Source organism: uncultured Shewanella sp. (genome assembly GCF_947491715.1).
GTDB lineage: Bacteria > Pseudomonadota > Gammaproteobacteria > Enterobacterales > Shewanellaceae > Shewanella.
Genome location: NZ_CANLKR010000031.1, coordinates 20,673 through 45,314, shown reverse-complemented (window position 1 = coordinate 45,314; position 24,642 = coordinate 20,673). Strand labels below are relative to the sequence as shown.

General features: G+C 42.9%; 23 protein-coding genes. 10 read left to right on the top strand and 13 right to left on the bottom strand.

The window, feature by feature from the left end:
- Positions 1 to 122: 122 nt before the first annotated feature.
- The 7 genes from flhA to Q0779_RS18015 all read right to left on the bottom strand — a co-directional run bounded on the left by flhA (position 123) and on the right by Q0779_RS18015 (position 6,750).
- On the bottom strand, positions 123 to 2,204 hold the full coding sequence (flhA, locus tag Q0779_RS18045; RefSeq protein ID WP_298774736.1) for a flagellar biosynthesis protein FlhA: 2,082 nt from the start codon (positions 2,202 to 2,204) through the stop codon (positions 123 to 125).
- Between the two features lie 15 nt (positions 2,205 to 2,219).
- Complete coding sequence (gene flhB, locus Q0779_RS18040; protein ID WP_298774734.1) at positions 2,220 to 3,350, bottom strand: flagellar biosynthesis protein FlhB; 1,131 nt, start codon at positions 3,348 to 3,350, stop codon at positions 2,220 to 2,222.
- Positions 3,351 to 3,450: 100 nt separating this feature from the next.
- Positions 3,451 to 4,230, bottom strand: coding sequence for a flagellar biosynthetic protein FliR (gene fliR / locus Q0779_RS18035; protein ID WP_298774732.1), 780 nt, complete (start codon positions 4,228 to 4,230; stop codon positions 3,451 to 3,453).
- Between the two features lie 2 nt (positions 4,231 to 4,232).
- Positions 4,233 to 4,502, bottom strand: a complete 270-nt coding sequence (fliQ, locus tag Q0779_RS18030) for a flagellar biosynthesis protein FliQ (RefSeq protein WP_298774730.1) — start codon at positions 4,500 to 4,502, stop codon at positions 4,233 to 4,235.
- A gap of 287 nt (positions 4,503 to 4,789) precedes the next feature.
- Complete coding sequence (gene fliP, locus Q0779_RS18025) at positions 4,790 to 5,518, bottom strand: flagellar type III secretion system pore protein FliP (protein ID WP_298774762.1); 729 nt, start codon at positions 5,516 to 5,518, stop codon at positions 4,790 to 4,792.
- A gap of 1 nt (position 5,519) precedes the next feature.
- Complete coding sequence (fliN, locus tag Q0779_RS18020) at positions 5,520 to 5,876, bottom strand: flagellar motor switch protein FliN (RefSeq protein WP_298774729.1); 357 nt, start codon at positions 5,874 to 5,876, stop codon at positions 5,520 to 5,522.
- On the bottom strand, positions 5,869 to 6,750 hold the full coding sequence (locus Q0779_RS18015) for a FliM/FliN family flagellar motor switch protein (RefSeq protein WP_298774726.1): 882 nt from the start codon (positions 6,748 to 6,750) through the stop codon (positions 5,869 to 5,871). Before Q0779_RS18015 ends, fliN begins: the two co-directional genes overlap by 8 nt.
- Positions 6,751 to 7,621: 871 nt before the next feature.
- On the opposite strand from Q0779_RS18015, the gene Q0779_RS18010 reads away from it, so the two are divergent.
- From Q0779_RS18010 to Q0779_RS17975, 8 genes are all read left to right on the top strand, one after another.
- Complete coding sequence (locus Q0779_RS18010; protein WP_298774724.1) at positions 7,622 to 8,533, top strand: OmpA family protein; 912 nt, start codon at positions 7,622 to 7,624, stop codon at positions 8,531 to 8,533.
- Complete coding sequence (locus tag Q0779_RS18005; RefSeq protein WP_298774721.1) at positions 8,520 to 9,839, top strand: sigma-54-dependent Fis family transcriptional regulator; 1,320 nt, start codon at positions 8,520 to 8,522, stop codon at positions 9,837 to 9,839. Before Q0779_RS18010 ends, Q0779_RS18005 begins: the two co-directional genes overlap by 14 nt.
- A gap of 41 nt (positions 9,840 to 9,880) precedes the next feature.
- The gene (gene fliE, locus Q0779_RS18000; protein ID WP_298774719.1) at positions 9,881 to 10,219 is read left to right on the top strand and encodes a flagellar hook-basal body complex protein FliE; all 339 of its coding nucleotides are present in this window, start codon (positions 9,881 to 9,883) and stop codon (positions 10,217 to 10,219) included.
- A gap of 75 nt (positions 10,220 to 10,294) precedes the next feature.
- Entirely contained in the window at positions 10,295 to 12,013 is a 1,719-nt protein-coding gene (gene fliF, locus Q0779_RS17995) for a flagellar basal-body MS-ring/collar protein FliF (protein ID WP_298774716.1), read from the top strand.
- 143 nt (positions 12,014 to 12,156) lie between these two features.
- Positions 12,157 to 13,143, top strand: a complete 987-nt coding sequence (locus Q0779_RS17990) for a flagellar motor switch protein FliG (protein WP_298774759.1) — start codon at positions 12,157 to 12,159, stop codon at positions 13,141 to 13,143.
- A complete protein-coding gene (gene fliH, locus Q0779_RS17985; RefSeq protein WP_298774713.1) occupies positions 13,143 to 13,889 on the top strand; it encodes a flagellar assembly protein FliH in 747 nt (248 codons plus the stop codon). The genes Q0779_RS17990 and fliH overlap by 1 nt, the downstream gene beginning before the upstream one ends.
- Positions 13,879 to 15,192 carry a flagellar protein export ATPase FliI gene (gene fliI, locus Q0779_RS17980; protein ID WP_298774710.1) on the top strand — a complete coding sequence of 438 codons (1,314 nt, stop codon included), beginning with the start codon at positions 13,879 to 13,881 and terminating at the stop codon, positions 15,190 to 15,192. The genes fliH and fliI overlap by 11 nt, the downstream gene beginning before the upstream one ends.
- 96 nt (positions 15,193 to 15,288) lie before the next feature.
- Positions 15,289 to 15,717: a flagellar FliJ family protein gene (locus Q0779_RS17975; protein WP_298774708.1), complete on the top strand. Its 429-nt coding sequence runs from the start codon at positions 15,289 to 15,291 to the stop codon at positions 15,715 to 15,717.
- Positions 15,718 to 15,812: 95 nt separating this feature from the next.
- On the opposite strand, the gene Q0779_RS17970 is transcribed toward Q0779_RS17975, so the two are convergent.
- The 6 genes from Q0779_RS17970 to flgA form a co-directional block, all read right to left on the bottom strand.
- Complete coding sequence (locus Q0779_RS17970) at positions 15,813 to 18,926, bottom strand: efflux RND transporter permease subunit (RefSeq protein WP_298774706.1); 3,114 nt, start codon at positions 18,924 to 18,926, stop codon at positions 15,813 to 15,815.
- On the bottom strand, positions 18,923 to 19,990 hold the full coding sequence (locus Q0779_RS17965) for an efflux RND transporter periplasmic adaptor subunit (protein ID WP_298774704.1): 1,068 nt from the start codon (positions 19,988 to 19,990) through the stop codon (positions 18,923 to 18,925). Before Q0779_RS17965 ends, Q0779_RS17970 begins: the two co-directional genes overlap by 4 nt.
- A gap of 265 nt (positions 19,991 to 20,255) precedes the next feature.
- Complete coding sequence (locus tag Q0779_RS17960) at positions 20,256 to 21,605, bottom strand: M20/M25/M40 family metallo-hydrolase (protein ID WP_298774703.1); 1,350 nt, start codon at positions 21,603 to 21,605, stop codon at positions 20,256 to 20,258.
- A 354-nt stretch (positions 21,606 to 21,959) separates the two neighbouring features.
- The gene (locus Q0779_RS17955; protein WP_298774701.1) at positions 21,960 to 22,409 is read right to left on the bottom strand and encodes a flagellar protein FlgN; all 450 of its coding nucleotides are present in this window, start codon (positions 22,407 to 22,409) and stop codon (positions 21,960 to 21,962) included.
- Positions 22,410 to 22,413: 4 nt separating this feature from the next.
- A complete protein-coding gene (gene flgM / locus Q0779_RS17950) occupies positions 22,414 to 22,704 on the bottom strand; it encodes a flagellar biosynthesis anti-sigma factor FlgM (RefSeq protein WP_298774699.1) in 291 nt (96 codons plus the stop codon).
- Positions 22,705 to 22,885: 181 nt separating this feature from the next.
- Entirely contained in the window at positions 22,886 to 23,605 is a 720-nt protein-coding gene (flgA, locus tag Q0779_RS17945) for a flagellar basal body P-ring formation chaperone FlgA (protein ID WP_298774696.1), read from the bottom strand.
- 259 nt (positions 23,606 to 23,864) lie between these two features.
- Between flgA and flgB the strand changes: the two genes are divergently transcribed.
- Together flgB and flgC are read left to right on the top strand one after the other, a co-directional pair.
- A complete protein-coding gene (flgB, locus tag Q0779_RS17940; protein WP_298774694.1) occupies positions 23,865 to 24,215 on the top strand; it encodes a flagellar basal body rod protein FlgB in 351 nt (116 codons plus the stop codon).
- A gap of 9 nt (positions 24,216 to 24,224) precedes the next feature.
- Positions 24,225 to 24,641, top strand: a complete 417-nt coding sequence (gene flgC / locus Q0779_RS17935; RefSeq protein ID WP_298774692.1) for a flagellar basal body rod protein FlgC — start codon at positions 24,225 to 24,227, stop codon at positions 24,639 to 24,641.
- Position 24,642: the final 1 nt, after the last annotated feature.

Genomic DNA, 24,642 nt, shown 5'->3' with positions numbered 1-24,642 from the left:
TTAGCTCCCTCCAATAAAAAGGCCCTATTTGAATTAACAAATAAGGCCTTAAATTGATTGAGTCAATCACCGAATTCACATTGCAATGGAAAGCTCAAAATTCATAGCTCATGAAAATGAGCCTACCCCAACTGGCCTGCGACCATCAGTTCGCGACTTTCAGGAATTTCATTGTATGAAAGCACATGCAACCCACGAGCAAAGGCCAGCGCATAACGTGCCAAAATCGGTCTTAATTGTGGTGGCACTAACAGCATAGGATTATGGCCTTGTTCTTTCGCTTCGGCCAATAACTGTGGCATACGTTGCTGAAGTTGAGCGAGTAATTGCGGCTCAATGGCAAAGCTGTCTAAGGATACCTTACCTTGCTGCTGCGATTGATTTAACGCCGTCATTAAGGTTTGCTCAAGCTCCGGCGCCAATGTCATCACATTAAGACTCGACTTATCGCCAGCAATAGAATGCAAAATACTGTTACGCAACGCGCAGCGAACATCGGCCGCCAGCAACACGGGATCTTTACTGTTTTCGCTGCAATCGAGCAATGTCGTGCCAATGGTGCGAATATCTTTTAAAGAAACTTGCTCTTTTAACAATAAACGGTACACCTTCAATAACTGAATAGGCGTTAAGGCCGTATTGAGTGACTCGGCCAATTTAGGTGACTGCTTAGATAAGCGATCGCTTAAGGCAATCACATCATCGTGCTGCAGCAGATCCGGTAGAGACTCACGAATAAGCTTACTGACATGGGTCGCGATCACAGTGGCGTTATCCACCACAGAGTAGCCTAAGTTCAAGGCCTTAGATTTAAGCTCCGGCTCGATCCAAGTAGCATCCATTTGATAAGCGGGCTCTTTAGTAATGATCCCATCGATATTGCCATGCACAGGACCACTCTTGATCGCCATTAAATGCTCAGGCTCAAGCTCTGCTGTGATCACAGGATTACCCAGTAAATTAATTTGATAGGCATTAGGTGCCAGCGATAAATTATCCCTTACTCTCACCTCAGACAATAAAAAGCCTGCTTGTTCCGATAAGGTCCGCCTGATCCCCGTTAAGCGTTTTTGTAGCTCGGCCCCTTTACTGCGCTCAACCAAATGCACTAAACGATAACCTAAACGCACTTCAATTAAATCGGTAAAAGGCAAGGCATCCCAACTCGGCGCCGATGGCTCAGAGAGATTTTTTTCTATTTGCGCTTCAACTTGGGTCTCAGGTTGAATAGGCACGACTTTACTTTGCTTCCAGGCCGCAAAGGCTAATACCGCCGCAAAAGACAAGAACACAAACGCGGGCATGCCCGGCACTAAACCTAAGATAGTCATCACTGCAGATGCAATCATCAAGGTTTTTGGGTTGGCTAATAATTGACGAGTCAGCTGTGCAGGCATTTCTTCTGCATCAGACACACGGGTCACAATAATGGCTGCCGCTGTTGCTAATAATAGCGACGGGATTTGCGCCACTAAACCATCACCTATGGTTAACAGTGCATAAGTTTTAAAGGCATCCGCAGCCGTTAAATCGTGCATGAACACACCAATTAACACACCACCAATCATGTTAATGGCTAAGATCAATAACCCGGCAATCGCATCACCACGAACAAACTTTGATGCACCGTCCATCGAACCATAAAAATCGGCTTCTCGCGCCACTTCTTGACGTCTCTCGCGCGCTTGCTCTTGGGTTAATACGCCAGTATTAAGATCGGCATCAATGGCCATCTGTTTACCGGGCAAGGCATCTAAAGTGAAACGGGCGGATACTTCTGAGATCCGCTCGCCACCTTTAGTGATCACCACAAAGTTAATGATCATTAAGATCAGGAAGATCACGGCGCCCACAACATAGTTACCGTTGATCACGACTTCACCAAAAGCTTGGATCACTCGGCCCGCAGCATCGCCGCCTTGATGGCCTTCAATCAACACCACCCTGGTCGAAGCCACATTTAAGGTCAAGCGCATTAAGGTTGCCAGCAGCAACAATGTCGGGAACACTGAAAATTCCAATGGGCGCCTGATAGACACAGACACCAACAGCACCATGATCGCTAACACGATATTAAAGGTGAAGAAAATATCCAATAACCAAGGTGGCAGCGGCAAAATAATCATGGCGAGCAAGGCCAACAACATAATAGGGATGCCGACAGAAGCGCGATTGCCAGCAAATGTGCGCGATAACCAATTCATGAAGTAGAGTATCCTTTAATCGTGTCGCAAATGTTGCGGAATGAAAAAGTGAGGTAAAGGGGCTGGTTTTTGTTGTTTTCCTTGGCGAGCCGCTTTAATTTGTATGACATAACTGAGTACATGTGCAATGGCGATAAATAATGCCGAAGGGATCTGTTGCTCAACTTGAGTCGAATAATAAATGGCCCGAGTCAGTGGCGGCAGTTCTATAATTTCAACATCATTTTTAGTGGCGATTTGCCGCATATAAAGGGCCAGCTCATCCACGCCTTTAGTGAGGACATAAGGCGCATCGGCCTTACTGGTATCATATTTAAGTGCCACAGCATAATGGGTAGGATTAACCAGTAAGACATCCGCCTCTGGTATGGCAACATCGGCACGAGAGCGACCAATACGTTGTTGTAATTGCCTAATTTTTTGCTTAACTTCCGGCTTACCTTCTTGCTGTTTATGCTCATCTTTCACATCTTGACGAGACATTTTCAAATCTTTGTGATGCTGCCAATATTGATACGGAACATCAATAAAAGTGATAAACAGTAAGCCGACGCCTAAATACAGCATGCCTTCAGACAGCATACTAATACCTCTACTCACCGCCTCATCAATGGGGAGCTGACTGTAACTAAGCAAAATTTGTAAATGGCTGCTTAAAAATGACCACATAATGCCAATCAGCAAAGTGATCTTCAGTACCGATTTAATCAGTTCCACAAAGGATTTAGCCGAGATCATCCGTCCCATGCCAGGAATAGGATCGATACGACTATATTTAAATTCGACATTTTTAAAGCTAAAGACTGGGCCGCCAGGTAAGGCGCCAGCCACCATAGCAATCACCGCCACCATAATAAAAAGCGGCGTCAAAATATTGAGCATTTCAACTAAGGTGGCCCCTAAATGCTGTAATAACATGCCGGGCCGGTCTAATTCAGCTTTGGTAATATTCATGTTCATTTGCGTCAATTTTGACACTCGATCGCCAAACCAATCGGCGCTGGCAATCAGCATCAATGAACAACCAATAATTAACGAAGAGGATGCTAAATCTTTGGAGCGCGGAACTTGCCCTTCTTGGCGCGCTTTTTTGAGTTTTTGGGGGGTCGCTTTCTCCGTTTTATCTTGACCAGTATTCTTGCTCATATCTCCTCCCCAATCTGAATCCCATGAATGGCGAGTTCACTATACAATTCACTATAACGGCTCGATGATCCCATAAATGAAAGCCCCGTAAATGAAAGCATCATGCCGTGCCTCCAATAAAGCCATACATTGCCGACAAGGCATCTAAGCACAGCTCACTATAACGGCTTGGTAATCCTGTAAATGAGAACATCACACATAGCAGTCCCATTAGCATAGACATAGGAAAACCCAATGCAAAAACGTTTAACGAAGGTGCAGCTCGGCTCAACACGCCAAAGGTCACGTTCACCATAAGCATGGCTAAAATGGCTGGGAGCGCCAGCATTAATGCCGATGCAAACAACCAAGCCATTCGGCTCACCAATCCCATTAAGGGTAAATCAAAAATACCAGTACCGATTGGCCACAACCTGAAGCTATCAACCAGAATCCCAATCGCCACCAAATGACCGTCTAACCCTAAAAATAATAAGGTGCCATAAAACAAAAACCACTGGCCTAAAATAGGATTAGAGTTACCACTGGATGGATCATTCATCACCGCCATTGCCAAGCCCATTTGCATCGACATCATCGCACCCACTAATGTCATCACATGGATCATAAAAGTGAGAAAAAAGGCCAACATAAAACCAATAAGCAATTGCTCGATAGCCAATAGCAAGGCCCCAAGCGATAATGCATCCACAACGGGAGGTGTTGGCAATATCGGCGCCAATAAAGCTGAAATGGAAATAGCCAGTAATACCCGCACCATCACAGGAATATAAGCACTACTCAAAAATGGCATCACTAAAAAGCCACCCATAATGCGACAAAATGGCCACCAAAATGTTCCAATAAAAGTGCTTATTTCAGCCGAAGTAAGTGACAGCATGGCTACCCAATAACGTGTGGTATGTTCATAAATAAACGCTGAAAGAAATCGGCTATTTCTTGCAACAACCATTGCCCAGCAAAAAGTACCATGAGTAAAGTGATCACAAGCCTTGGTAAAAAACTTAATGTTTGTTCGTTCACTTGTGTGGCCGCCTGAAAGACAGCAATCACGAGCCCCACTAATAACCCCGGTACCACCAGTACAGCCACCATAGATACCACTAAATAAATGGCATCGGAGAACAGGGAGGTTAATTCAGCTATTTCCATTCATCCTTCCCTTCAAATCTTCACTAACACATTAACAAGCCAATCCCAAGCATCAAACAAAACAATCATTCCAATGAGACTGCATGCTAGTAAATAAACAAGATCAACAAACAGATCATCGATTGAAAAAGTTATTATTTTATCAACCACCTTACTTCCTCTTTGGTTTTCATGCTGGGTATACCCAAATCGCTTAAAACGAGTCGATTCATATTGATGAAAGCTATGATAGGTCGTCAAAAATTCGACAACCTATCTCGCTTAATCAAGCCTACCGATTAATCACGTCAACCAAAACTCGCCACTAATGTGCTCACCGTCATGGACCATCCATCGACAAGCACGAACACCATGAGCTTAAAAGGCAAAGAAATAATTAACGGTGATAGCATCATCATTCCCATTGACATCAACACACTGGCAACCACTAAATCAATGACTAAAAATGGCAAGAACAATAAGAAGCCAATTTGAAAGGCTGTTTTAAGCTCACTCAATACAAAAGCGGGCATCAAAACAAAAAAAGGCACCTCTTCAGCCGATAACGTCACTGGCTCATCAGCAATCTTCAACATCTGCTCGAGATCGGTTTCTCGCGTTTGAGCCAACATAAACTTACGCAATGGTTTTTCAGCTATCATCACAGCCTCAGTCAGTTCAATCTGACCTTTATCATAAGGCACATAGGCTTGAGTATAGATGGCATCACCAACGGGCCGCATGACAAAAATCGTCAATACTAAGGCAATGCCAATCAATACTTTATTAGGTGGACTCTGCTGTAACCCCAATGCTTGACGTAAAATAGCCAGCACCACAATAATGCGGGTAAAACTGGTCAACATCATCAATAGAGCGGGAATAAAACTCAATACCGTCATTAACGCTAAAATTTCAAGTTTAACGTTAACCGATTGTGTTTCCTCTCCATTACCTAATGTAAATAAAGTAAAACCGTCGCTGGCAAAGACACATGGCGTCACCAAGCAAAGTGAAAACAACAAAGCACGAAGCATACTAGTCATTCGCTCCTGTTAGACTAATGGCTTCAACCTCAAGTAAACGAACGCCATAACGCCCTTTTACTTCGACGACTTCACCACGACCTAGCAATGCACCATTAACACGAATATCTAACGGCTCTCCCACCATGCGATCCAATGCGACTACATCACCTTCGCCCATGCGCGTTAATTCGCCTAAAGACATTTCTGCGCTGGCGAGTTCTAATGTGACTTGTACAGGAAGTTGATGAAAAAATGATATATCTTTTGCAGGTTTAGGTGCAGCAGCCGGTGTGACAACTTCTTCTTCACCGAAAAGATCATCATCCAAGAGAAAGTCTTCGTCCTGTAGGATATTTTGTTCAGCCATTGTTTGGATCCTCTTGTTGATAGGCATCATGGGTTAGTTTTGCGACCATTTGTCCCTCATGGGTATGAACAGACGCATAAAATAAAGGGCGTTTCCCCACAGTCACGGGACAACGGGAATGTAAATTAATCGGTAATACATCGCCCACTTTTAAGGCATTCAATGAAGTCACGGGTGTACTTTGTCGACCCAGCTCTAAAGAAATTTTCAGTGGAATTTGTCTTAACCGATGAGATAATTTCTCAGCGAGATCGGGATTAGCTTGATATTGGCTCGGTTGTTCCGCCATTAATCCCAGTAAATTTTCAGTCATACAAAATAACATTGATGGCGCCAAATGCTCTTTAGGGAAGCTGAGCTCCCACTGCACAGGTGCATCAATAGGCGTATTACTGGCTACTAACTCCAGTTTCAATGCATCTTCATCCAACTCTGTTGTTGGTAGAGCAGCTAATGCCGCTAGAATCAATTTCTTTGCTAAACGATATTCAGATTGGCTCGGAGCACGTAACGGTGAACTTAATGGACTCGCTAAACTGCCATAATAGCCACTCGCTAACTGATCTAATGTACATCTATCGATACGCCACCAAGCGAGAGGCACACGATGATAGCTTAATAAAAACCATGCTTGATTTAAATCAGGCTCAATAGGGCGATTATGCTCTGACAATCCAATATGAGACAAAGCATGATGACCTTGCCTGACGATAGGATTTAGCACTCCATTGACAGCATCCAGTAGTAAACGATGACAAGCCTCAACTTGTAATAATAATCGACTACGCGCTAGTTTCTCTTGAATGAGTGCAACAGGCCTGACTCTTACACCTGAGTGAGGTTTAAGTAGACTCGCTTTTGAAGTTGTTTTCATTACAATCCCAAACTGAATAATTAATAATTAAAATAATGAAACCTATAAATATTGACGTTTGACAAAATAATGACGTCAATTAAATAGTGTTACTATTTATTAAAATGATATTCTAGCCATACTAGATATTCATCAAACAACAAATTGTTATATTATTTGACGCTCGACAAAAACATGACGCCATTTTGTTTAACGTAAAATAAACGATTAATTAATCTGCACACTAAATCTGAGCGTCAATTAATCGTCAAATCGTAAAAATGTATATTAAAATGGCACTCGACAAAATAATGACGCTCTCATACAACTTTATCTCACCTATCGTTTAATATAATTTAAAAGCCAGACGAATATACATTGAAGTGAACCTAAGATATATAAAAATTTGCAATTAATGCTAAATTTGAGCCTATATCAAATCAATAAAAATGGCTATCGGCAAAAAGTATAAAAACTTTAATAATTTTAAAAAAATAATAAAACAAATTAAAAATCGATTAAAACCATATAGTTATGAAAATACAATTCTAGCGAAACATACAGAAATCTTATATACTTTACTAAAAAATAAAATATAGAATAAAAAACAATCAGACCAATAACTGAACTGTAGAAATAATTAAATACTATCAATTTTATATAAATAATATTTCAAGCAATATAATATTGATTATAGACTTGAATAAATAAATACCTTATTATTTAACAGAAATCATTTTACATGAATTAATATTGTGTGTTTAATTACACAACAAAACAGGCCAAGAGAATAAAACAGCCGAGCTCCAACAGCTTGGTCTGACTCTTAGTTAATAACAAAAAATATAAATTACCTTGTCGTTGAAGTAATAAATAAAAGGGAACTGGATCAGTGAAACCGTCAGCTCATAAATTAATCTGCATGCTGTTTGTTTATTTGGCTATTCCTAATAGTGTCAGCGCAGCAGTGACACATTATCAAACACCACTAGAACAAGCTAAATGGAGTTTCAATGGCAATGTTTTCCATTGTCAGCTTCAACACAAGATACAAGGTTTTGGTCAGTTAACGCTCATCGCCCTGCCAGGTGAAGCGCTCAAGTTACAACTTGATACTGACTGGCTATCACTTAATAATACGCAAAGTCAGGCACAAGTTATTCCATCAGCTTGGCAAATCGATCAACAAAGTCGTCATAGTACTCAGCTCTGGTGGCTCGGTCGAAGTGCCAGCAGCCAAGATAATATTAACCCCTTTTTAGAAGGACTCGACCAAGGGCAATCTTGGCAAGTCAATATCAGCAGCGATAATGGCGCGACTTATCAAGTTAATGCCAGCACAGTCAATACTAAAAAGGTTGTCAATCAATTTAGGCATTGCAGGCAAGCATTGCTACCTAAGCCATTCTCTTATGTTCGCCGAATCGATTTTCAATTTGACACAGGTTCAAGTCAACTTAATGTACACCAAGATCAAGACTTGAATGCTATCGTTCGCTATGTTTTAGCCGATAACAGCATTAAAGAAATCCTCGTCGATGGTCATGCTGATGCCGTTGGCGAACACTTAGCTAACCTTGTACTCAGTAAAGAACGCGCTGACGAAGTGGCCTCCCGTTTAGTGGAATTAGGATTAAGTAGCAAAATAATCCAAGTTCGTAATCACGGTGCTAGAGCCCCTAAAGCCAGTAATAACAATGATAAAGGACGACTCTATAACCGACGTGTAACGGTTCGCCTAGTAAAGGCATCGACTCGAGTTGCCCAAACTGCAGCTGGAGATATTCCCAATGTCACACAATAACCTCACCTCAATCAGGCTCGTTGATGCCAGTTTGTCAGCCTCTTGCCTGAATGAATTAGCATTACAAGGCTTTACTCAATGGCAAGAAAATGAGTCGACTCCTTGGTTATCATTAATTAACCTATCAAACAGCACATGTGATAATGTCGCCAAAACCTTGGCGCTTTATCCAGCCAAAAATCAAATCGCTTTGCTCGATCCTGAGCAAACGGATTTAGCGGCAGCGGCAATGCACGCAGGTGTACAAGATTACTTGCTTTTGCCCCTTGATGCTGAACAAGTTAGTTCGTTATTGCACCGACTAAGACGACTCGAGCAACCCGATACCCATCTCATTGTCGCCGCGTCGGTCAGCCGCCAATTACTCATGCTCGCACATCGCGCCGCCACAACCGAAGCGGGCATTTTACTGACAGGTGAAAGTGGTACAGGTAAAGAGCCACTGGCTCGTTATATTCACCGCCATTCTCCTCGTTCAAATAAACCTTTTATTGCCGTCAATTGTGCAGCCATTCCTGAAAGTATTTTGGAATCGATATTGTTTGGTCACGTTAAAGGGGCCTTTACAGGGGCACATGCAGAACAACCTGGTAAATTTGAAATAGCCAATGGTGGCACCTTGATGCTGGATGAAATAGGCGAAATGCCACTCAACCTGCAATCTAAATTATTACGCGTTTTACAAGAAAGAGAAGTGGAACGTTTAGGTGGACACAAATCTATTCCACTGGACGTGAGGATCATCGCTGCCACCAATAAAGATCTTCAAAAAGCCGTTAAAGAAGGCGAATTTAGAGAAGATCTCTTTTATCGACTCGATGTACTGCCATTAAAAATCAGTCCATTAAGAGAAAGAAAAGCAGATGTTTTGCCACTCGCTGAACACTTTATAAACAAATACAGACATCTAGCAGGCACACAAACTTGCTATTTCAGTGAGCAAGCAAAACAAAGACTCACCTGCCATGATTGGCCTGGCAATGTCAGAGAACTTGAAAACACCATACAACGTGCATTAGTGATGCGCCGTGGTCAAGCACTTCAAGTGGCTGATTTAGGCTTAAGCCATTTACCTCATGCTGGGTTAGTCAAAGTCGAACAGAATGAACAAGGCTTAAAGGCATCAAAACGCCAAGCTGAGTTTCAATTTATTCTAGATACCCTAAAACAATTCAATGGCCATCGCAGCCAAAGCGCACAAGCGCTCGGTATGACGACACGCGCATTACGTTATAAGTTAGCGCAAATGCGAGAAGAAGGAATCGATATAGATCAAGCAGTGCGAGCTCGTGGACACGCAGCTTAAATCGCGATCTTCAAATTATTTAGTTAAGGCAGGAACCGCATATGTCAATTGGAGCTTCAATCAATCCTCAGGCCATGATGAATACCTTAAGTATTCACACCGAAATGGCAAAAGGTGCAATCAAAATCGCCGCTAACCCCAAAGATCACGGCATTCAAGCGCCTTCATTCACTGAAGTCATGAAAGAAAAAGTTGCGGCTGTCAACACAGATCAAAACGTGTCTTCTGCACTCATGAAGGCGGTCGATTCAGGGCAAAGTGATGATTTAGTCGGCGCCATGGTCGCAAGCCAAAAAGCATCATTGTCTTTTTCTACCATGATCCAAATACGAAATCGCTTAGTGCAGGCCTTTGACGAAGTCATGAAGATGCCAGTCTAATCATTAAGCTGAATAATTCATTATTGTTTGAAATCAACAATATAAACTGGATTTTATGGAAGGTTTAAAATAACAATGTCAACAACTATCGCTCAACCTAGCCCCAATTCGGCCGATGCTAGCCAAAAATCAGAGCTATTAGCCACATGGCTACAAAAATGGCGCCAATTTAATCGCGGTGATCGTCAAGTTCTGTTACTCGCAGTATTAGCAACCATTGTTGCCTGTGTCATCGTCCTGCTACTTTGGACGGCGAGCCAAGGTTACCGCCCCTTATATGGCCAACAAGAAACCGTTGAAACATCGCAAATTATTGAAGTACTAGAAGCTGAAGGTATTCCTTATCGTCTTGAAGCCAATACAGGTTTAGTACTGGTTCAAGAAGATAAGCTGGGTAAAGCCAGAATGCTACTGGCCGCTCGCGGTGTTAAAGCAAAAGTACCTTCAGGTATGGAGTCTTTAGACAGTTCAGATATTGGTACCAGCCAATTCATGGAGCAAGCAAAATACAGACACAGCTTAGAAGGGGAATTATCTCGCACCATCATGGCCTTAAAAGCCGTTAGAACCGCAAGGGTTCACTTGGCTATTCCCAAACGCACCTTATTTATTCGTCAGCAACCTGAACTTCCATCTGCATCGGTCATGCTAGATCTTTATGCCGGCAGTAAAATTCAACCTGGACAAATTGAGTCCATCGCTAACTTGGTATCGGGTAGCGTCACAGGAATGACGCCTGAACGCGTGCAAATTGTCGATCAAGAGGGCAATCATTTAAGTGCTGGCATCACATTGAATCAAGACATTACTCAAGCTCGCGATCGTCAATTAAAATACACTCAAGAGCTCGAACAAAGCCTGATTAATCGTGCTTCAAGTATGCTGAGTCCGATCCTAGGCCAAGATAACTTTCAAGTACAAATCTCTGCCGCGGTTAACTTTAATCAAGTGGAAGAAACCAAGGAATCCTTAGATCCTCAAACGGTGATAACATCGGAAAATCAAAGCACGAATGAAAGTAATACCGCGATGGAACTGGGTATTCCTGGTGCCTTAAGTAATCAGCCTCCGACCACAGAAGACACTGAGAATGCCAATAATCGTCGTAACTTGAAGCAACAAGAAAGTCGTCAGTTTGAAGTCGGACGCTCAGTCAAACACACTCGTTATCAACAAATGCAGTTAGAAAACCTGTCAGTTTCTGTGCTACTAAATAGCCAAGCCGCAGGCGACACTGGTTGGAGTGATGCTCAGCTAACCCAATTGGGAACTATGGTAAAAGATTCCATCGGTTACTCAAATGAGCGTGGCGATCAATTCAGCATCAGCAGTTTTAACTTTGCACCTGTCGCTAGCGCTGTATTTGAGCCAATGCCTTGGTGGCAAGCCGAAGGGTACCAAGCTTATTTACGTTATTTAATGGGCGGTATTCTGGGTTTAGGATTGATTTTCTTTGTATTACGTCCACTGGTGAGCCACTTAACTCGCACTACCGACAATAATCCAAGTGAGTCGCCTGAGCCACTTCCCGCACCAGCAGAGTCACCCGCACCAGCCGCGATCAGTGCCAATGATAAGCAACAAGACTCACAAGCGCTAGCCGATCAGCTAATGGGCTTAAGCCAAGCCGCTGCCGATAATGATTGGATTGCAGGACAAGGTTTGCCTGAACCAGGATCGCCACTCACAGTGAAAATGGAACACTTAAGCCTTCTAGCCAATGAAGAACCAGCAAGAGTGGCAGAAGTCATTTCCAGCTGGATAGGCGAAAGAGGTAACGAGTCAAGCAGTTAATTATTGTTTATCAATAACAGGCATTGACAAAAAATCATCGCGCTATTGCTCATCATATTCGCTCAACAAAGAATGCACGATAGTGATAGCGCAAAAAAAGATAGGTGGCGAAGACAGTGAATAAGAACGAACTTGGAATAAAAATGGATAACCATGAACAAGCAGCCATGTTACTGCTCAGTATGGGAGAAAAAGGCGCATCTCAAGTGATGGCACATCTTGATAGAACCGATGTACAACACTTAAGCCATAAAATGGCTCGCCTATCCAGTATTACTCAACAAGAGGCCGATGCGGTACTTGGACGCTTCTTCATGAAATACCAAGAGCAATCGGGTATAGCAAAAGCCTCTCGCTCCTACTTGCAAAAAACCTTAGATCTCGCCTTAGGCGATCGTGTGGCAAAAAGCCTCATCGACAGTATCTACGGTGATGAAATCAAAACCTTAGTGAAAAGACTAGAATGGGTTGATCCACAATTATTAGCCCGTGAAATCACCCATGAGCATAGCCAACTTCAAGCGGTATTACTCGGCCTACTTCCAGCAGAAAGCGCCGCTCAAGTCCTTCAAAGTCTCCCCGTTGCTGGCCATGATGAAGTGCTTATTCGTATCGCACAATTAGGCGAATTAGACCGTGATGTGGTCGATGAACTGCGCCAACTTGTTGAACGTTGTATGCTCATTGCAATGGAAAAGAGTCACACACAAATCGCTGGTATTCGTCAGGTTGCTGACATTTTGAATCGCTTCGATGGTGATCGCGAACAATTAATGGAAATGATCAAACTTCATGACACGCAATTAGCAACCAACGTTGCTGACAACATGTTTGATTTCATTATCTTGGGCCGTCAAAAACCTGAGACCTTACAAGAAATTATGGCCATAGTACCACCCGAAATGTTGGCACTCGCCCTGAAAGGCATTGAACCTTCATTGAAAAATACATTACTCGATGCGCTGCCAAAACGCATGTCTTCAGCCATTGAAACACAAGTGGATGCCATCGGTGCCGTACCATTGAGTCAAGCCACTGCCGCCCGTAAAGAAATCATGGAACTGGCTAAACAGATGATGGATGACGGTGAAATAGAACTGCAGCTCTTTGAAGAACAGGTGGTCGAATAATGTCAGTTAAAAAGAACCCACTCGATCCTCGCTGGCGCCTCAAAGGCGAGCTGGCCCGTCGTCATCGATTTGCGCCTTTAGTGCCCCCCAACAATACTGATGAAAGCACACCAGGTTGGGAAGATTATCAGCAAGCCTTTGATAAAGGCTATGATGAAGGCGTTCAAAAAGGTCATGAGGCAGGATTTGAATCTGGCTCTGAAGAAGGTCGTCAATCTGGCCATGCTATTGGATTCAATCAAGGCCGCATCGAAGGACAGCTCAAAGGTAAAGAAGGCGTTGACGCTCAGCTCAATGATTTAATTGCACCATTAGGTGCACTAAAATCATTACTTGAAGAAGGCCATACGCAACAAATTAACCAACAACAAAACTTGATTTTGGACTTGGTCCGCCGCGTCGCCCAACAAGTGATCCGTTGTGAACTGACCTTACAACCACAACAAATTCTGTCACTCATTGAAGAAACCTTAGCCGCGCTACCGGATCGTCAATCTGAAGTGAAAATACATTTAGAACCTAGCGCCGTTGAAAAACTCAAAGAGCTCGCCGCCGATAAAGTCAAAGATTGGGTATTAATTGCCGATCCGGCTATCACTGCGGGCGGTTGTCGAATTGTCAGCGATAAATCTGATGCAGATGCCTCTATCGAAACTAGGCTGAATGCCTGTATGACGCAAGTAGAAGCTAAGCTGCAACAAGTCGATTTACAAGCCGAAACAGAAGAGGAAGCCAGTGAAGCCTGATCTCAATGCTCAAGATTGGCCAACGGTGCCAGTGGCACAAGTTTATGGTCGCCTCACGCGAGTCAATGGTTTATTACTTGAAGCCATAGGTTGTCAACTCGGCACAGGCGATCGCTGCCATATTGAGTCTAGAGACGGACAATTCATTGAAGCTGAAGTTGTCGGGTTTCATAAAGAAACCTTATGCTTAATGCCCATTGAGCATACCACAGGCCTCATGCCCGGCGCACGGGTTATTCCACTGCAACAGCGTTGTCAAATTCCTGTCGGCAGTGGATTGCTTGGCCGTGTGATCGATGGCTTAGGCCAACCTTTAGATGGACTCGGCCCCCTAGAGAACGTGACTCATGTGCCATTACGGCATCAAGTCAGTAACCCGCTATTGCGTAAACCTATCCGTGAGCCTTTAGATGTGGGGATTCGAGCCATTAACGCATTATTACCTGTAGGCCGTGGCCAACGACTAGGCTTATTTGCAGGCTCTGGTGTCGGTAAAAGTGTGCTGCTTGCCATGATGACTCGCTTTACCGAAGCCGATGTCATTGTGGTTGGACTCATTGGTGAACGGGGCCGTGAAGTCCGTGAATTTATCGAAGAAGCCTTAGGCGAAGAAGGTCGGCAACGGGCCGTTGTCATTGCCGCTCCTGCCGACACCACTCCTTTGATGCGCCTGCGTGCCATGCGGCTTTGCCATCATATTGCCACAGGTTTTCGCGACCAAGGAAAACAAGTCCTGTTATTGGTGGATTCACTCACGCGTTACGCTCAAGCACAGCGGGAAATCGCCTTGAGTTTAGGCGAGCCACCCGCCACAAAAGGCTATCCGCCTTCTGCTTTTGCACAGCTGCCAAGCTTGGTTGAAATGGCGGGTAATGGACAGCACCCCGTTGGCACTTTAACGGCGTTTTACACTGTACTCACTGAAGGAGACGATCAGCAAGATCCTGTCGCTGATTCTGCCAGAGCCATCTTAGATGGACACATAGTACTCAGTCGCAAGCTTGCCGAAAAAGGCCATTTTCCTGCTATTGATATTGGTGCATCGGTCAGCCGCTTGGCGACACAAATCGCCAGTAAGGAAAGCCTGATTCAAGGTCAACGCTTTAGGCATTTAAATAGCCGCTTCAATGAAGTTAAAGAACTTTTGCCACTGGGAGGCTATCAAGCAGGACAAGATCCTGAAATGGATCTGGCCGTACAGGCCGCACCCAATATGGCGGCATTCTTGCGCCAAGATAGCGATCAAAAAACCAGTCGCAGTGAAAGTCTTGAACAATTAAAAACACTGGCAGAAAGTCTTTAGCAAGCAAAAAATTAAACTTTATTATCCTTCGGCACGCCAACTATTTAGTGGAACGTGTCGAAGCAAAATAATCAGTCAGTAATGAAGGAGTCGATTATGCAAGCCCAGTTCAGACCGTTACATACCTTGTGCGAACAAGAAGAAAAGAAATTGAGTCAACTCGGCCAGCAGCGCACTGAAACCCAGCAACGAATCGATCATATTCAACAGCAAAAAGACATCATTGCACAAATGCAGTCGCAATATGGCCAATACCCGAGCCAAACCGCAAACCCGTTATTATTGCAAAATACGGCCAATATGGCGCAAGTGTTGGCACCGATGCAAAAAAAATTAACCCGTCAACAGATTTTATTAACCCAAGAACATCAACGTATCGATGGTATGTGGCGCAAGCAACTCGGTCGCCAGCAAGGCATAAAGTGGCTATATCAAAAGAAACAAACCGAACACCAAACTTACCTCGATAAACAAGAACAAAAACAACTCGATGATCTAGCCGGACGTTACGCTGCGGCTTATTAACCAACCTGAACTCAAGTGGATAAGATAATAAAAAAACGGCGCAATCAAGCGCCGTTTTTTTATTGAGTGATAATCACCTCAATCAAACAATAAGCCTAACTTGCTCCAACTAAGACGTCTTCATTCCCCACACTCTCCTTATGCTCTTTTGGCTTAATCCCAAACACAGGTAAAGACAATAAGGCTGACATGAAGCTTAAGGTAAAGAGTGCGCTAAATGTCATACCGCCGACAATCACGCTCGCCAAGCCACGGTAAATTTCAGCGCCATCCCCTGGGGTTAACATTAACGGCAACATGCCAAAAATACTGGTGCCTGTACTCATGAAAATAGGCCGCATTCGCGTACTCACAGCGCGGTAAATTGCATCTTGCTGCATAAGCCCTTCTTCCATGCCCGCCTTAAATTCACTGATCAGTAAAATAGCATTATTAATCACTAATCCCATTAGAATAATAAAGCCTATCATAGTGATCACATCTAAATTTTGTGGCATAAACACGTTGATTACATTCAAACTTAACATGCCCCCAGCAAGCGCTAGCGGCATAGATAACATGACTGCAGTCGCAAACAACCAAGAAGCCAGCGCAATGCGCATCAATAAAAACAGCACTAATAATGACACTAAAAAGGTCAGTAAGAACTCAGATAAAAAGTTATCTAACTCTCCTGCTTGTCCTTGATAAGCGACATATAAACCATCAGGGCCTTGCGCTTTAATATACTCAGATACAATAGCTTTGACTTGATCAACAAATGGCCCCATAGGTTGACCATTAGGCGGCACCACGCCAAGCGAAATACTCATTTCATTGTCGGCCCTAAAAATCGCACTGGGCGCCAACACCATGCTACTGTCCACTAAATCTCGCAATGGAATTAAGCCATGATCTGGGATCATCAGCTCTGTTTCAAGCAACTGCTCAATATGGCTCACTTTTTGCCCTTTAAAGTAAAAAGGAAAGCTCTCATTGCCAGCCGAAAAACGCCCTAAATACTCGCCATCAGTTAACGCCACTAAATATTGATTTAGTTCCGCTCTTGATAAGCCTAAATAAGCGAGTTTATCGGCCTTAGGCGTAAACTCTATTTGAGTGGCATTATTGGAAAGCGCCACGGTTTCCAGCACCTGACTGCCTGCTATTCGCGCTTTGATAATATCTTTTAAATCTTGCCCAACTTTTTGCAACTCACCTAAACTTAACCCTTTAAAGTCAACTCGGCTGCGATCGCCACCTTGAATCGCTCCCCCCAATAAATTGCCTTGCCTGACATACAAATCGGTATCAGGCAGATCGTGCAAAATATGCGTTTTAAGCCAATATTCAAATGCTGTGTAATCCTCTCCCGCTTCAGGTTTCAGATTCAAGTAGCAATAACTCGGATTACAACTCAACACATATTGAGTCCATCTAGGCGCCTCGGGCTTAGCTTTCTCTTTAACAAAACGCGCCTCTATCACCTTACCAATAGTCTCTGTGGCCGCTTCTTGAGATAAAGGCTCTTTAAAATCAACATACGCTATCACATGGTCAGCTTTTGGATTTGGCAACAAATCAATGGCGGGCATAACCCACCAGGTCAGTAGTAATGTTCCCACAATCCCAAATCCCACCCAAATATTCGCCTGCAGGGGTGAACGAGAGGGCATAGTGAATCGTTGAGGCCATTTATTGAGGGAGGATAACGGCTTGCTCTCAGCCTGTTGAGATTGTTCAGGCTGTTGAGCTTGTTCAGAGAGTATCCACCGCCCTAAAGCAGGTAAAAGTATCAGCGCCACAAGAATGGAGGCCACTAACGCGGTGGAAATGGTATAGGCTAAATCTTCAAACATTTGGCTAATACTCGATTGCATCAATATAATCGGTACAAAAATGACAATACTCGATAGCGTTGAGGAAATCAGCGCGCCACGGACTTGTTTGACACCTTGATATACACTCTCAATTAACCCCAGCCCCTTATCACGTAATCGCTGAATGTTCTCCATGACGATAATAGAGGCATCCAGCAATAACCCCACCGACAATGCCATACCGGCCATAGAGATCACATTTAAACTGCGTCCCCCTAAGTACATGCCTAAGATCACTAAAGATAAACACACAGGAATACTGATAAAAATCAAAAATACGACTTTGAGATCACGTATAAAGAGATATAAAAACAAGCAGGCTAATAACACGCCAAGCAAGATATTAGTGTAAACAAGACTCAGCGCATGTTTAATCGGTTTTGACGAATCACTTCTATAAGACAACTTCATGCCCAGATCAGCCAGAACACCTTGATTCAGCTCTGTCATGACCACACTTAACTCATCGGTAATATTCAGCGCATTGGTATTTTTTTCCGGCTGAAAACTAAAATACATGGCTGGATGCCCTTCAAAACTGGAATAGTCCCACTCAGTGACAAAACGTCGATGAACCTGAGCAATTTCCCCTAAACGAATAATGCGTTCGCCTCGAACGGCTACGGGTAATTGGGTTAATTCCGCTAAGGCCATTTGCCCTTTAAAATGTAAACCATAAGCCTTAGATCCCAACGTCATTTTATCGCCAGAGCGATCAATTAAATCATGCAGTTTTTCTGTCACATCATCAATAGACAATGAAAAGTGCGCCAAGGCTTTTGGATTAAATTCGATATCCATTCGCTGCGCCAACGGACTGTAACTCATATTGATATTCGCAATGCCTGACACATCACTTAATACTGACGCAATATGCTGGCGATAGACTCGGCGAAAATCATTCGGCGTCATCTCTTCTAATTCAGAATACAAATACATGGACGCAACTGTGCTCCCCGCACCATTACTGTAATCAAATATCAATGGCTTAGCCACCTGCGCCGGCCAATCTGGAATTTGATTGATGCGTGCCATCACATCCATGTAGGCTTTTTCCATATCCGCTTGAGGGGAAAAAAACAAACGCATCCACGTTTCGCCATTACTGATAAAAGACTGAGAATGTTTCAGCTGACCAATACTGGCCAGCTGCCTCTCTAAAGGAGTAATCAAGACTTGCTCTATTTCGGTCGCGGTTTTTCCTTGCCAATTAATCAACATGGCAATTTCTTGCTGATCCAAATCAGGCAATAAGGCATTGGGCAATTTAACGCTGGCTATTCCCCCCAACAAAACGAGTAAAGCAGAAAAAGCGATAATAATGCCGCTGTATTTATCGACAAATTTCATAACCTCACCTTCACTTCATCAGCATTAGCCACAATCACTTGATCATTCAAGCTTAAGGATTTACCGCCACGCACCACCACATGCTCGCCCACTTTAATGTTCGATTGAACCACCGCATGAGCACCTTGTGTATCCATAATCTGCACGGGAACTTGAGTGACTTTATTGGCATCATTCAGCAGCCAAACATAATATTCATTATCTTTAAGATTCAACGCATCATAGGTAATCAGGGTAAGAGCCTTCATTGGCATTTGCATATTCACTGCTATCCTTTCATTCAAAAACAAAGCAGCAGTCTCATTCTTAAAATTAAAATGCACATTCACCGTTTGAGCAGCTTCATCGACTTTTGATGCCAAACGATTAAATACTAACGTTTCACCGGATTTAAGCTGAAAGTTCGCAAGCTCAATGTCATTGATCTCTTGAAATAAATCAAGAGACATTTGGCAAATAACCTCTTGATTATCAGATGGTAAAAAACTCAAAATACTGTCACCAGAATCCAACCATTCACCCGGCTGAGCATTTAATGTAAAAATTTGACCATCAGCGGGTGCAAGATGCTTAAGGTTAGCGATTTGATGTTCAAGGATCATTTGATCGGCTTTTAAGGCGAGATACTGCTGCTTAGTCAGCTTGGCATCGAGCTTTGCCCTATTTAAATCCGATACTGATACCATTTCTTGCTTATCTAATGACTGTATACGTTGATATTCTTGGGCAGAAAAATCCGCTTGTGCTTTAGCCGCTTCTAATTTTGCAGTTAACTTTAATGATTCCTGCACAAGATAAAAGTCATCTTGCAAAGCGATAACATCACCTTTTTTCACTGGCATATTAACGGGTAAAACCCAATCCAGTTGCGCTTTCACATGGCTGGATACTTGAGGACGAAAAGGCACATCCCCATGACAATATAAGCTTTTTTGTATACCGTCATGCCAAGGCTGAACTTGGTCAACATGAACTAACAGTTTATCTTCAGCATAAGAGGGAAAGGCGGCCAATAATACGCCACCAAGCCAAAAACGCAGCACCATTTTGATATAGCAATACATTCAAATATCCTTATTTAATTTATGTATAAACGAAGCGGTGAGCTGATATAAAGATGCTAAATGATTATGGATATATACCGAACAGCTTAATATCAGTAGCCGATTAGACTAAACCAATCAAGCAACAAATAAAAGATATTTATTAAACGATTTAATAGCTTACTAGCAGCATATGAGGAGGGTTCAAACAAAACAATCTTTTTCTAAACACAAAAAACCGCGATAGAATACATCACGGTTTATGCATTACAAGGATGAAAGAAAACTATTGAGACAATAATTTTCCAGCGGGCTCAGACAAACGATACATTAATAAAGCGGCTTTTTTTGCATTTTTACCTAGGCTACTTAAATCACCAATTTCGTCACTCGTATGCCCGCCAGTGCCCATTAAACCCAATCCATCAAGAGACATATCCACATAGTTAGCCGCAAAGGAAATATCTGCCGCTCCCGCATTTCGTGGGTTAACCGCAACGACCTTGCCATAGCCCAAATCTTCACTAATTTGGTTATAAAGCGCTAATAACTTACGATTATTATTAGTCTCTGCCATAGGTGGATAACCTTCATTAAAAATCAAAGTCGCCGACGTCAAAGGTAAACTTTGAGACACGATTTCCAACATTTTCTCTTTCGCTTTATCAAGCTGCTCAGGCGAAAGCGCGCGAATATCACCCATCACTATAGCTTCTTTAGACACCACATTGGTTTTGCCTAGCGCCGACCCATTGGTTCCATTGGTTTTATGCTCAACATCAGTCCCCGCAAGAATAAGCCCTGGGTTAAAGGTTAAGTCATTCATGGATGATAACGACTCACGAAACCCATTAAGGATCCTCGCCATTTCATAAATGGCACCATCACCGACTTTTTCAGTAAATATTTGTGATGAATGCGCAGGCTCTCCCGTCACTTTTAATGTCCAATCCGCTGCCCCTCTACGGGCAATCACAGCGGTTTTAATATTACCGTCACCATCTTCAAAACCTAAGGCCACATCAGCCCACTTAGCCGCATCCACAATGGCTTTTTTCGACGCAGAAAGCGGTAAACCACTTTTCTCTTCATCACCCGTCATCACGACTTTCAAGCTTATTTTATCCAGCACTCCTGCTTGTTTCAGCGCTTTAATCGCAGTCAACATGACCACATCACCACCTTTCATGTCACTCACACCAGGACCTGCTGCATGAGTATCATCAAGCATTTGATAGGTCTGAAAAGCATCATCCTTTGCAAATACCGTGTCTAAATGCCCTATCAGTAATATTTTTTTGCCTTTCGTACCATAAGAAGCCATTAGACTACCTGCACGATTATAACTCGCACCATCAAGCCATTGCGCCTTAAACCCTAAGTCTTCAAGTTCTTTCTTAAACACCATACCCACTTTTTTTACGCCGGCAAAATTCATAGTGCCACTGTTAATATTAACCACTTGCTCCAATTGCTCTTGAGCAATTGGTAACGCCTGATCAACAGCTGCCACAATATTAGATTCGATTTGTGAGTCTTGATTATTGGCATTTAAGGTTGGCGTATTAGCAAAAGCAACGCTGCTAAATAAACAGGTCATTGCTAAAAAATAAAGGGAAAGGGGTAAGCGTCTCATTAAAGCCTCATTGACAATTCACTCAAAAGACTTTTGAGTATATCGAATTACACTTTAAGCGCTAAATTTTAAACGGGACTTTGACAAAAACAGTCAAAGTATTAACAAGCAATAATAAATAAAATTAGCCATTAAACCAGAAGTTTAAAGAATACAAAAAGACAATATCATAAAAACAACAGCTGAGAAATAACACATATTAAAAACAAAATAAAAACATAAAACCAAGTTAGTATTAACGGAAGAGTATCCTGCTTGCGGCATTCAAAGACAATCAAGCCGCGTGATAAAATGGTTAAAGAGAGTCATTCAAATAACGGCATTAATATTCACTCTCTTTATAATAAGAGAGTCTTAAATTGACTGAGCTTGATGACCGTAATCTATGGTTTGCTCACTATTACGGCGCAATAAATTATTAATAATATACTGCTGATCCACTAAAAGTTTACCATTAACATCATTGGCATACTGGCTTTCTGTCGCCAAGGCTAATAACTGCTGCCAAATCCCATTAACTTGTTTAGCTGATTGAGGAGGCAATTTAGCAATCAACTGCTCCATGCCTGCAGAGTTGCCAGAAAAGCCTAAACGTTGCAGCGCAGCGCTTCGATGATCGGCACTCTGCTTCAAGCTTTCACATAATTGACTTTGATGCTCATTATGGCTCTGTAAGGCTTGGTGATCTCGCTGCTGCATCAACTTACGTTGATGCACTAACAAATTCTTTAGCTGCTTATAACCTTCTACATCTTGGCGTACGCCTCTAACGAGGCTTTGTACTAGCTCACGTTTTTCTGACATAGTGTTATCCGTGTTGGTTAAACATCGCTTCAGTCACTTTTCCTAAATCCAGATCAAAAGTACCATCTTTCAAAGATTGACGAAGTGCATCAACTTTCGCTTGATCAACATCATCCATTTTCTCTAATTGAGTTTGAGAACGTGCTAACAGCTCCCAATCTTCACTCACCGCTTTTGGCGTAGCAATCTGTCTAACTTGATTCTCTACAGGTTTAAGTTCCGCCTTTGTCGCAGTTTGTCCTAGGCTCGAACCCACTTCAGCATTCAATGCACTATTGATCTTATTTATTTCCATACCATTCCCACCCTATAATTAATGCCGTTATACTCCCAATGACTTGGTACATAGCATAAAGCGACCTCAAATACCTCTCGCTGAAATACAATTGTGATCCAACACATGACTAAACAAAATGAGATAACAAATAAAATCTAACACAGAAAATATGTAATAAAGGCACAGACACAAAAAAGTCTTAAAAACGCGTGGCGACTTTACCTTTACTCGTCGGATACGCAATGATAATTTTCCCCGAACTGAGATTTTTAACTCTCACCGCTTCACCTTCACTACCGGACTCCAACGCTTCTCCAGGCATTTTGGCATAAAAGCCCTGACTTTTCGCTTCAATAATGACTTTATCGCCAATCTTTACTAGCACTGGAGCGCTTAAATACATGGCTTTAATCGGCTTGAAACGATGCAGTTTTCTCACCACTTGTCGCCCAATAATATCATCGACTTTGGTTAATACTTCTTTATCCGATCCTTTGAGCGCAAGTTTCATCCAAGTCACATCTTTTCCATTTACCAGCTCACCTCGCTTCATGACACGGTTTAATACCGGCAATCGCGCACTGACTTGTACTTTCGCTCTGACATATAAAGACCAGCCTTTTGATGGACAGCTCAGCTTTCGTTGCACTTGGCCAAAATCAATATCGGCTGAATTGATAACAGGCAAGGTTGGACATAATGCGAGTTTATCAGCGCCAGAAGGAACGCGAACGTTAATGCTGTGAGTCATGCCTTTTACCTGAGCATAGGCTTCCCACTGCTTCAGCTCCTTCGTTAACACTTGCCTCATTCTTATTTCCAATTGTGCAGTCGTCGCTGTTTCGGCCTGCACAAACAAGGTAAGCAAACCTGACATTAAACCACAAGCTATCAGCATTAATCGCTTTAACAACATCATAAAGCCAACCAGAAAGAATAAAATATGCAGTGCAATATACCCAAGCCAGCCTCAGATGCAAGTCTCAAGGCTGGCGTCACATAAAGCGGAAAATAATAGGAAATGAAAGGAGTAAAGAGGAAGTAGCCATTCCTAATTTCAACCACAAAAAACCATAAACAGTTAATATAAAACAATAAAAATAGTTGGCACAGTAATTGAATGATAGACATCCATTCACGGTAACACCGCTTTAATCATTTTATTACGAGGAGCCGATATGGCCATTAATCTTGATGCAGCACTGGGTATTCATCCCCAGGCACTGGATTTTAGGGTAGAACGAAGCAAGGTACTCGCAGGAAACTTAGCGAATGCTGAAACCCCAGGTTATAAGGCTCGAGATTTGGACTTCAGTTCAGTCATGTCGCAAGTCAATGCTGGCATGACCCCAGATCGTGATTATGAAATGGGTTACCGCGTGCCTTATCAAACCTCTGCCGATGAAAACACCGTAGAACTCGGAAAAGAACAGGCTAGATTTTCTCAAAATGCCATGGATTATCAAACCAGCCTGACTTTTCTCAATATGAAAATCTCCGGATTAAAATCCGCCATTGAAGGACAGTAGGAACTCAATATGTCATTTGGAGAAATCTATCAAATTGCGGGTGCAGGAATGAATGCACAAACCATTCGCCTTAACACCGTGGCCAGTAACCTTGCCAACGCAGGCGCGGCAGCCCAAAACCCTGATGATGCTTACAGAGCATTAAAACCTGTTTTTTCGACTATTTATAACAAGGTTGATGGTCAAGTAACCAGCGCTCAAGTGGACGTCGCCGCCATTGTAGAAACCGATGCCCCCCTCGATATGCGTTACGAGCCGGATCATCCTTTTGCCGACAAACAAGGTTATGTGGCCTATTCCAACGTCAACACTGTCGATGAAATGGCAGACATGATGGCCGCCAGTCGCGCCTTTGAAACCAGTGTAGAAGTCATGAATCGCGCTCGCTCAATGCAGCAAGGTCTCTTACAACTCGGAGCTAATTAAG

Coding starts and splice junctions, on each gene's coding strand:
- flhA (WP_298774736.1), bottom strand. CDS start 2,204: ATGAATTGGTTATCGCGCACATTTGCTGGCAATCGCGCTTCTGTCGGC.
- Q0779_RS17955 (WP_298774701.1), bottom strand. CDS start 22,409: ATGTCAGAAAAACGTGAGCTAGTACAAAGCCTCGTTAGAGGCGTACGC.
- fliF (WP_298774716.1), top strand. CDS start 10,295: ATGTCAACAACTATCGCTCAACCTAGCCCCAATTCGGCCGATGCTAGC.
- fliH (WP_298774713.1), top strand. CDS start 13,143: ATGTCAGTTAAAAAGAACCCACTCGATCCTCGCTGGCGCCTCAAAGGC.
- Q0779_RS17975 (WP_298774708.1), top strand. CDS start 15,289: ATGCAAGCCCAGTTCAGACCGTTACATACCTTGTGCGAACAAGAAGAA.
- fliR (WP_298774732.1), bottom strand. CDS start 4,230: ATGCTGTCACTTACTTCGGCTGAAATAAGCACTTTTATTGGAACATTT.
- fliP (WP_298774762.1), bottom strand. CDS start 5,518: ATGCTTCGTGCTTTGTTGTTTTCACTTTGCTTGGTGACGCCATGTGTC.
- Q0779_RS18005 (WP_298774721.1), top strand. CDS start 8,520: ATGTCACACAATAACCTCACCTCAATCAGGCTCGTTGATGCCAGTTTG.
- flgA (WP_298774696.1), bottom strand. CDS start 23,605: ATGATGTTGTTAAAGCGATTAATGCTGATAGCTTGTGGTTTAATGTCA.
- flhB (WP_298774734.1), bottom strand. CDS start 3,350: ATGAGCAAGAATACTGGTCAAGATAAAACGGAGAAAGCGACCCCCCAA.
- Q0779_RS18015 (WP_298774726.1), bottom strand. CDS start 6,750: ATGAAAACAACTTCAAAAGCGAGTCTACTTAAACCTCACTCAGGTGTA.
- fliN (WP_298774729.1), bottom strand. CDS start 5,876: ATGGCTGAACAAAATATCCTACAGGACGAAGACTTTCTCTTGGATGAT.
- Q0779_RS17965 (WP_298774704.1), bottom strand. CDS start 19,990: ATGTATTGCTATATCAAAATGGTGCTGCGTTTTTGGCTTGGTGGCGTA.
- fliQ (WP_298774730.1), bottom strand. CDS start 4,502: ATGGAAATAGCTGAATTAACCTCCCTGTTCTCCGATGCCATTTATTTA.
- Q0779_RS17990 (WP_298774759.1), top strand. CDS start 12,157: ATGGATAACCATGAACAAGCAGCCATGTTACTGCTCAGTATGGGAGAA.
- flgM (WP_298774699.1), bottom strand. CDS start 22,704: ATGGAAATAAATAAGATCAATAGTGCATTGAATGCTGAAGTGGGTTCG.
- fliE (WP_298774719.1), top strand. CDS start 9,881: ATGTCAATTGGAGCTTCAATCAATCCTCAGGCCATGATGAATACCTTA.
- Q0779_RS17970 (WP_298774706.1), bottom strand. CDS start 18,926: ATGAAATTTGTCGATAAATACAGCGGCATTATTATCGCTTTTTCTGCT.
- Q0779_RS17960 (WP_298774703.1), bottom strand. CDS start 21,605: ATGAGACGCTTACCCCTTTCCCTTTATTTTTTAGCAATGACCTGTTTA.
- flgC (WP_298774692.1), top strand. CDS start 24,225: ATGTCATTTGGAGAAATCTATCAAATTGCGGGTGCAGGAATGAATGCA.
- flgB (WP_298774694.1), top strand. CDS start 23,865: ATGGCCATTAATCTTGATGCAGCACTGGGTATTCATCCCCAGGCACTG.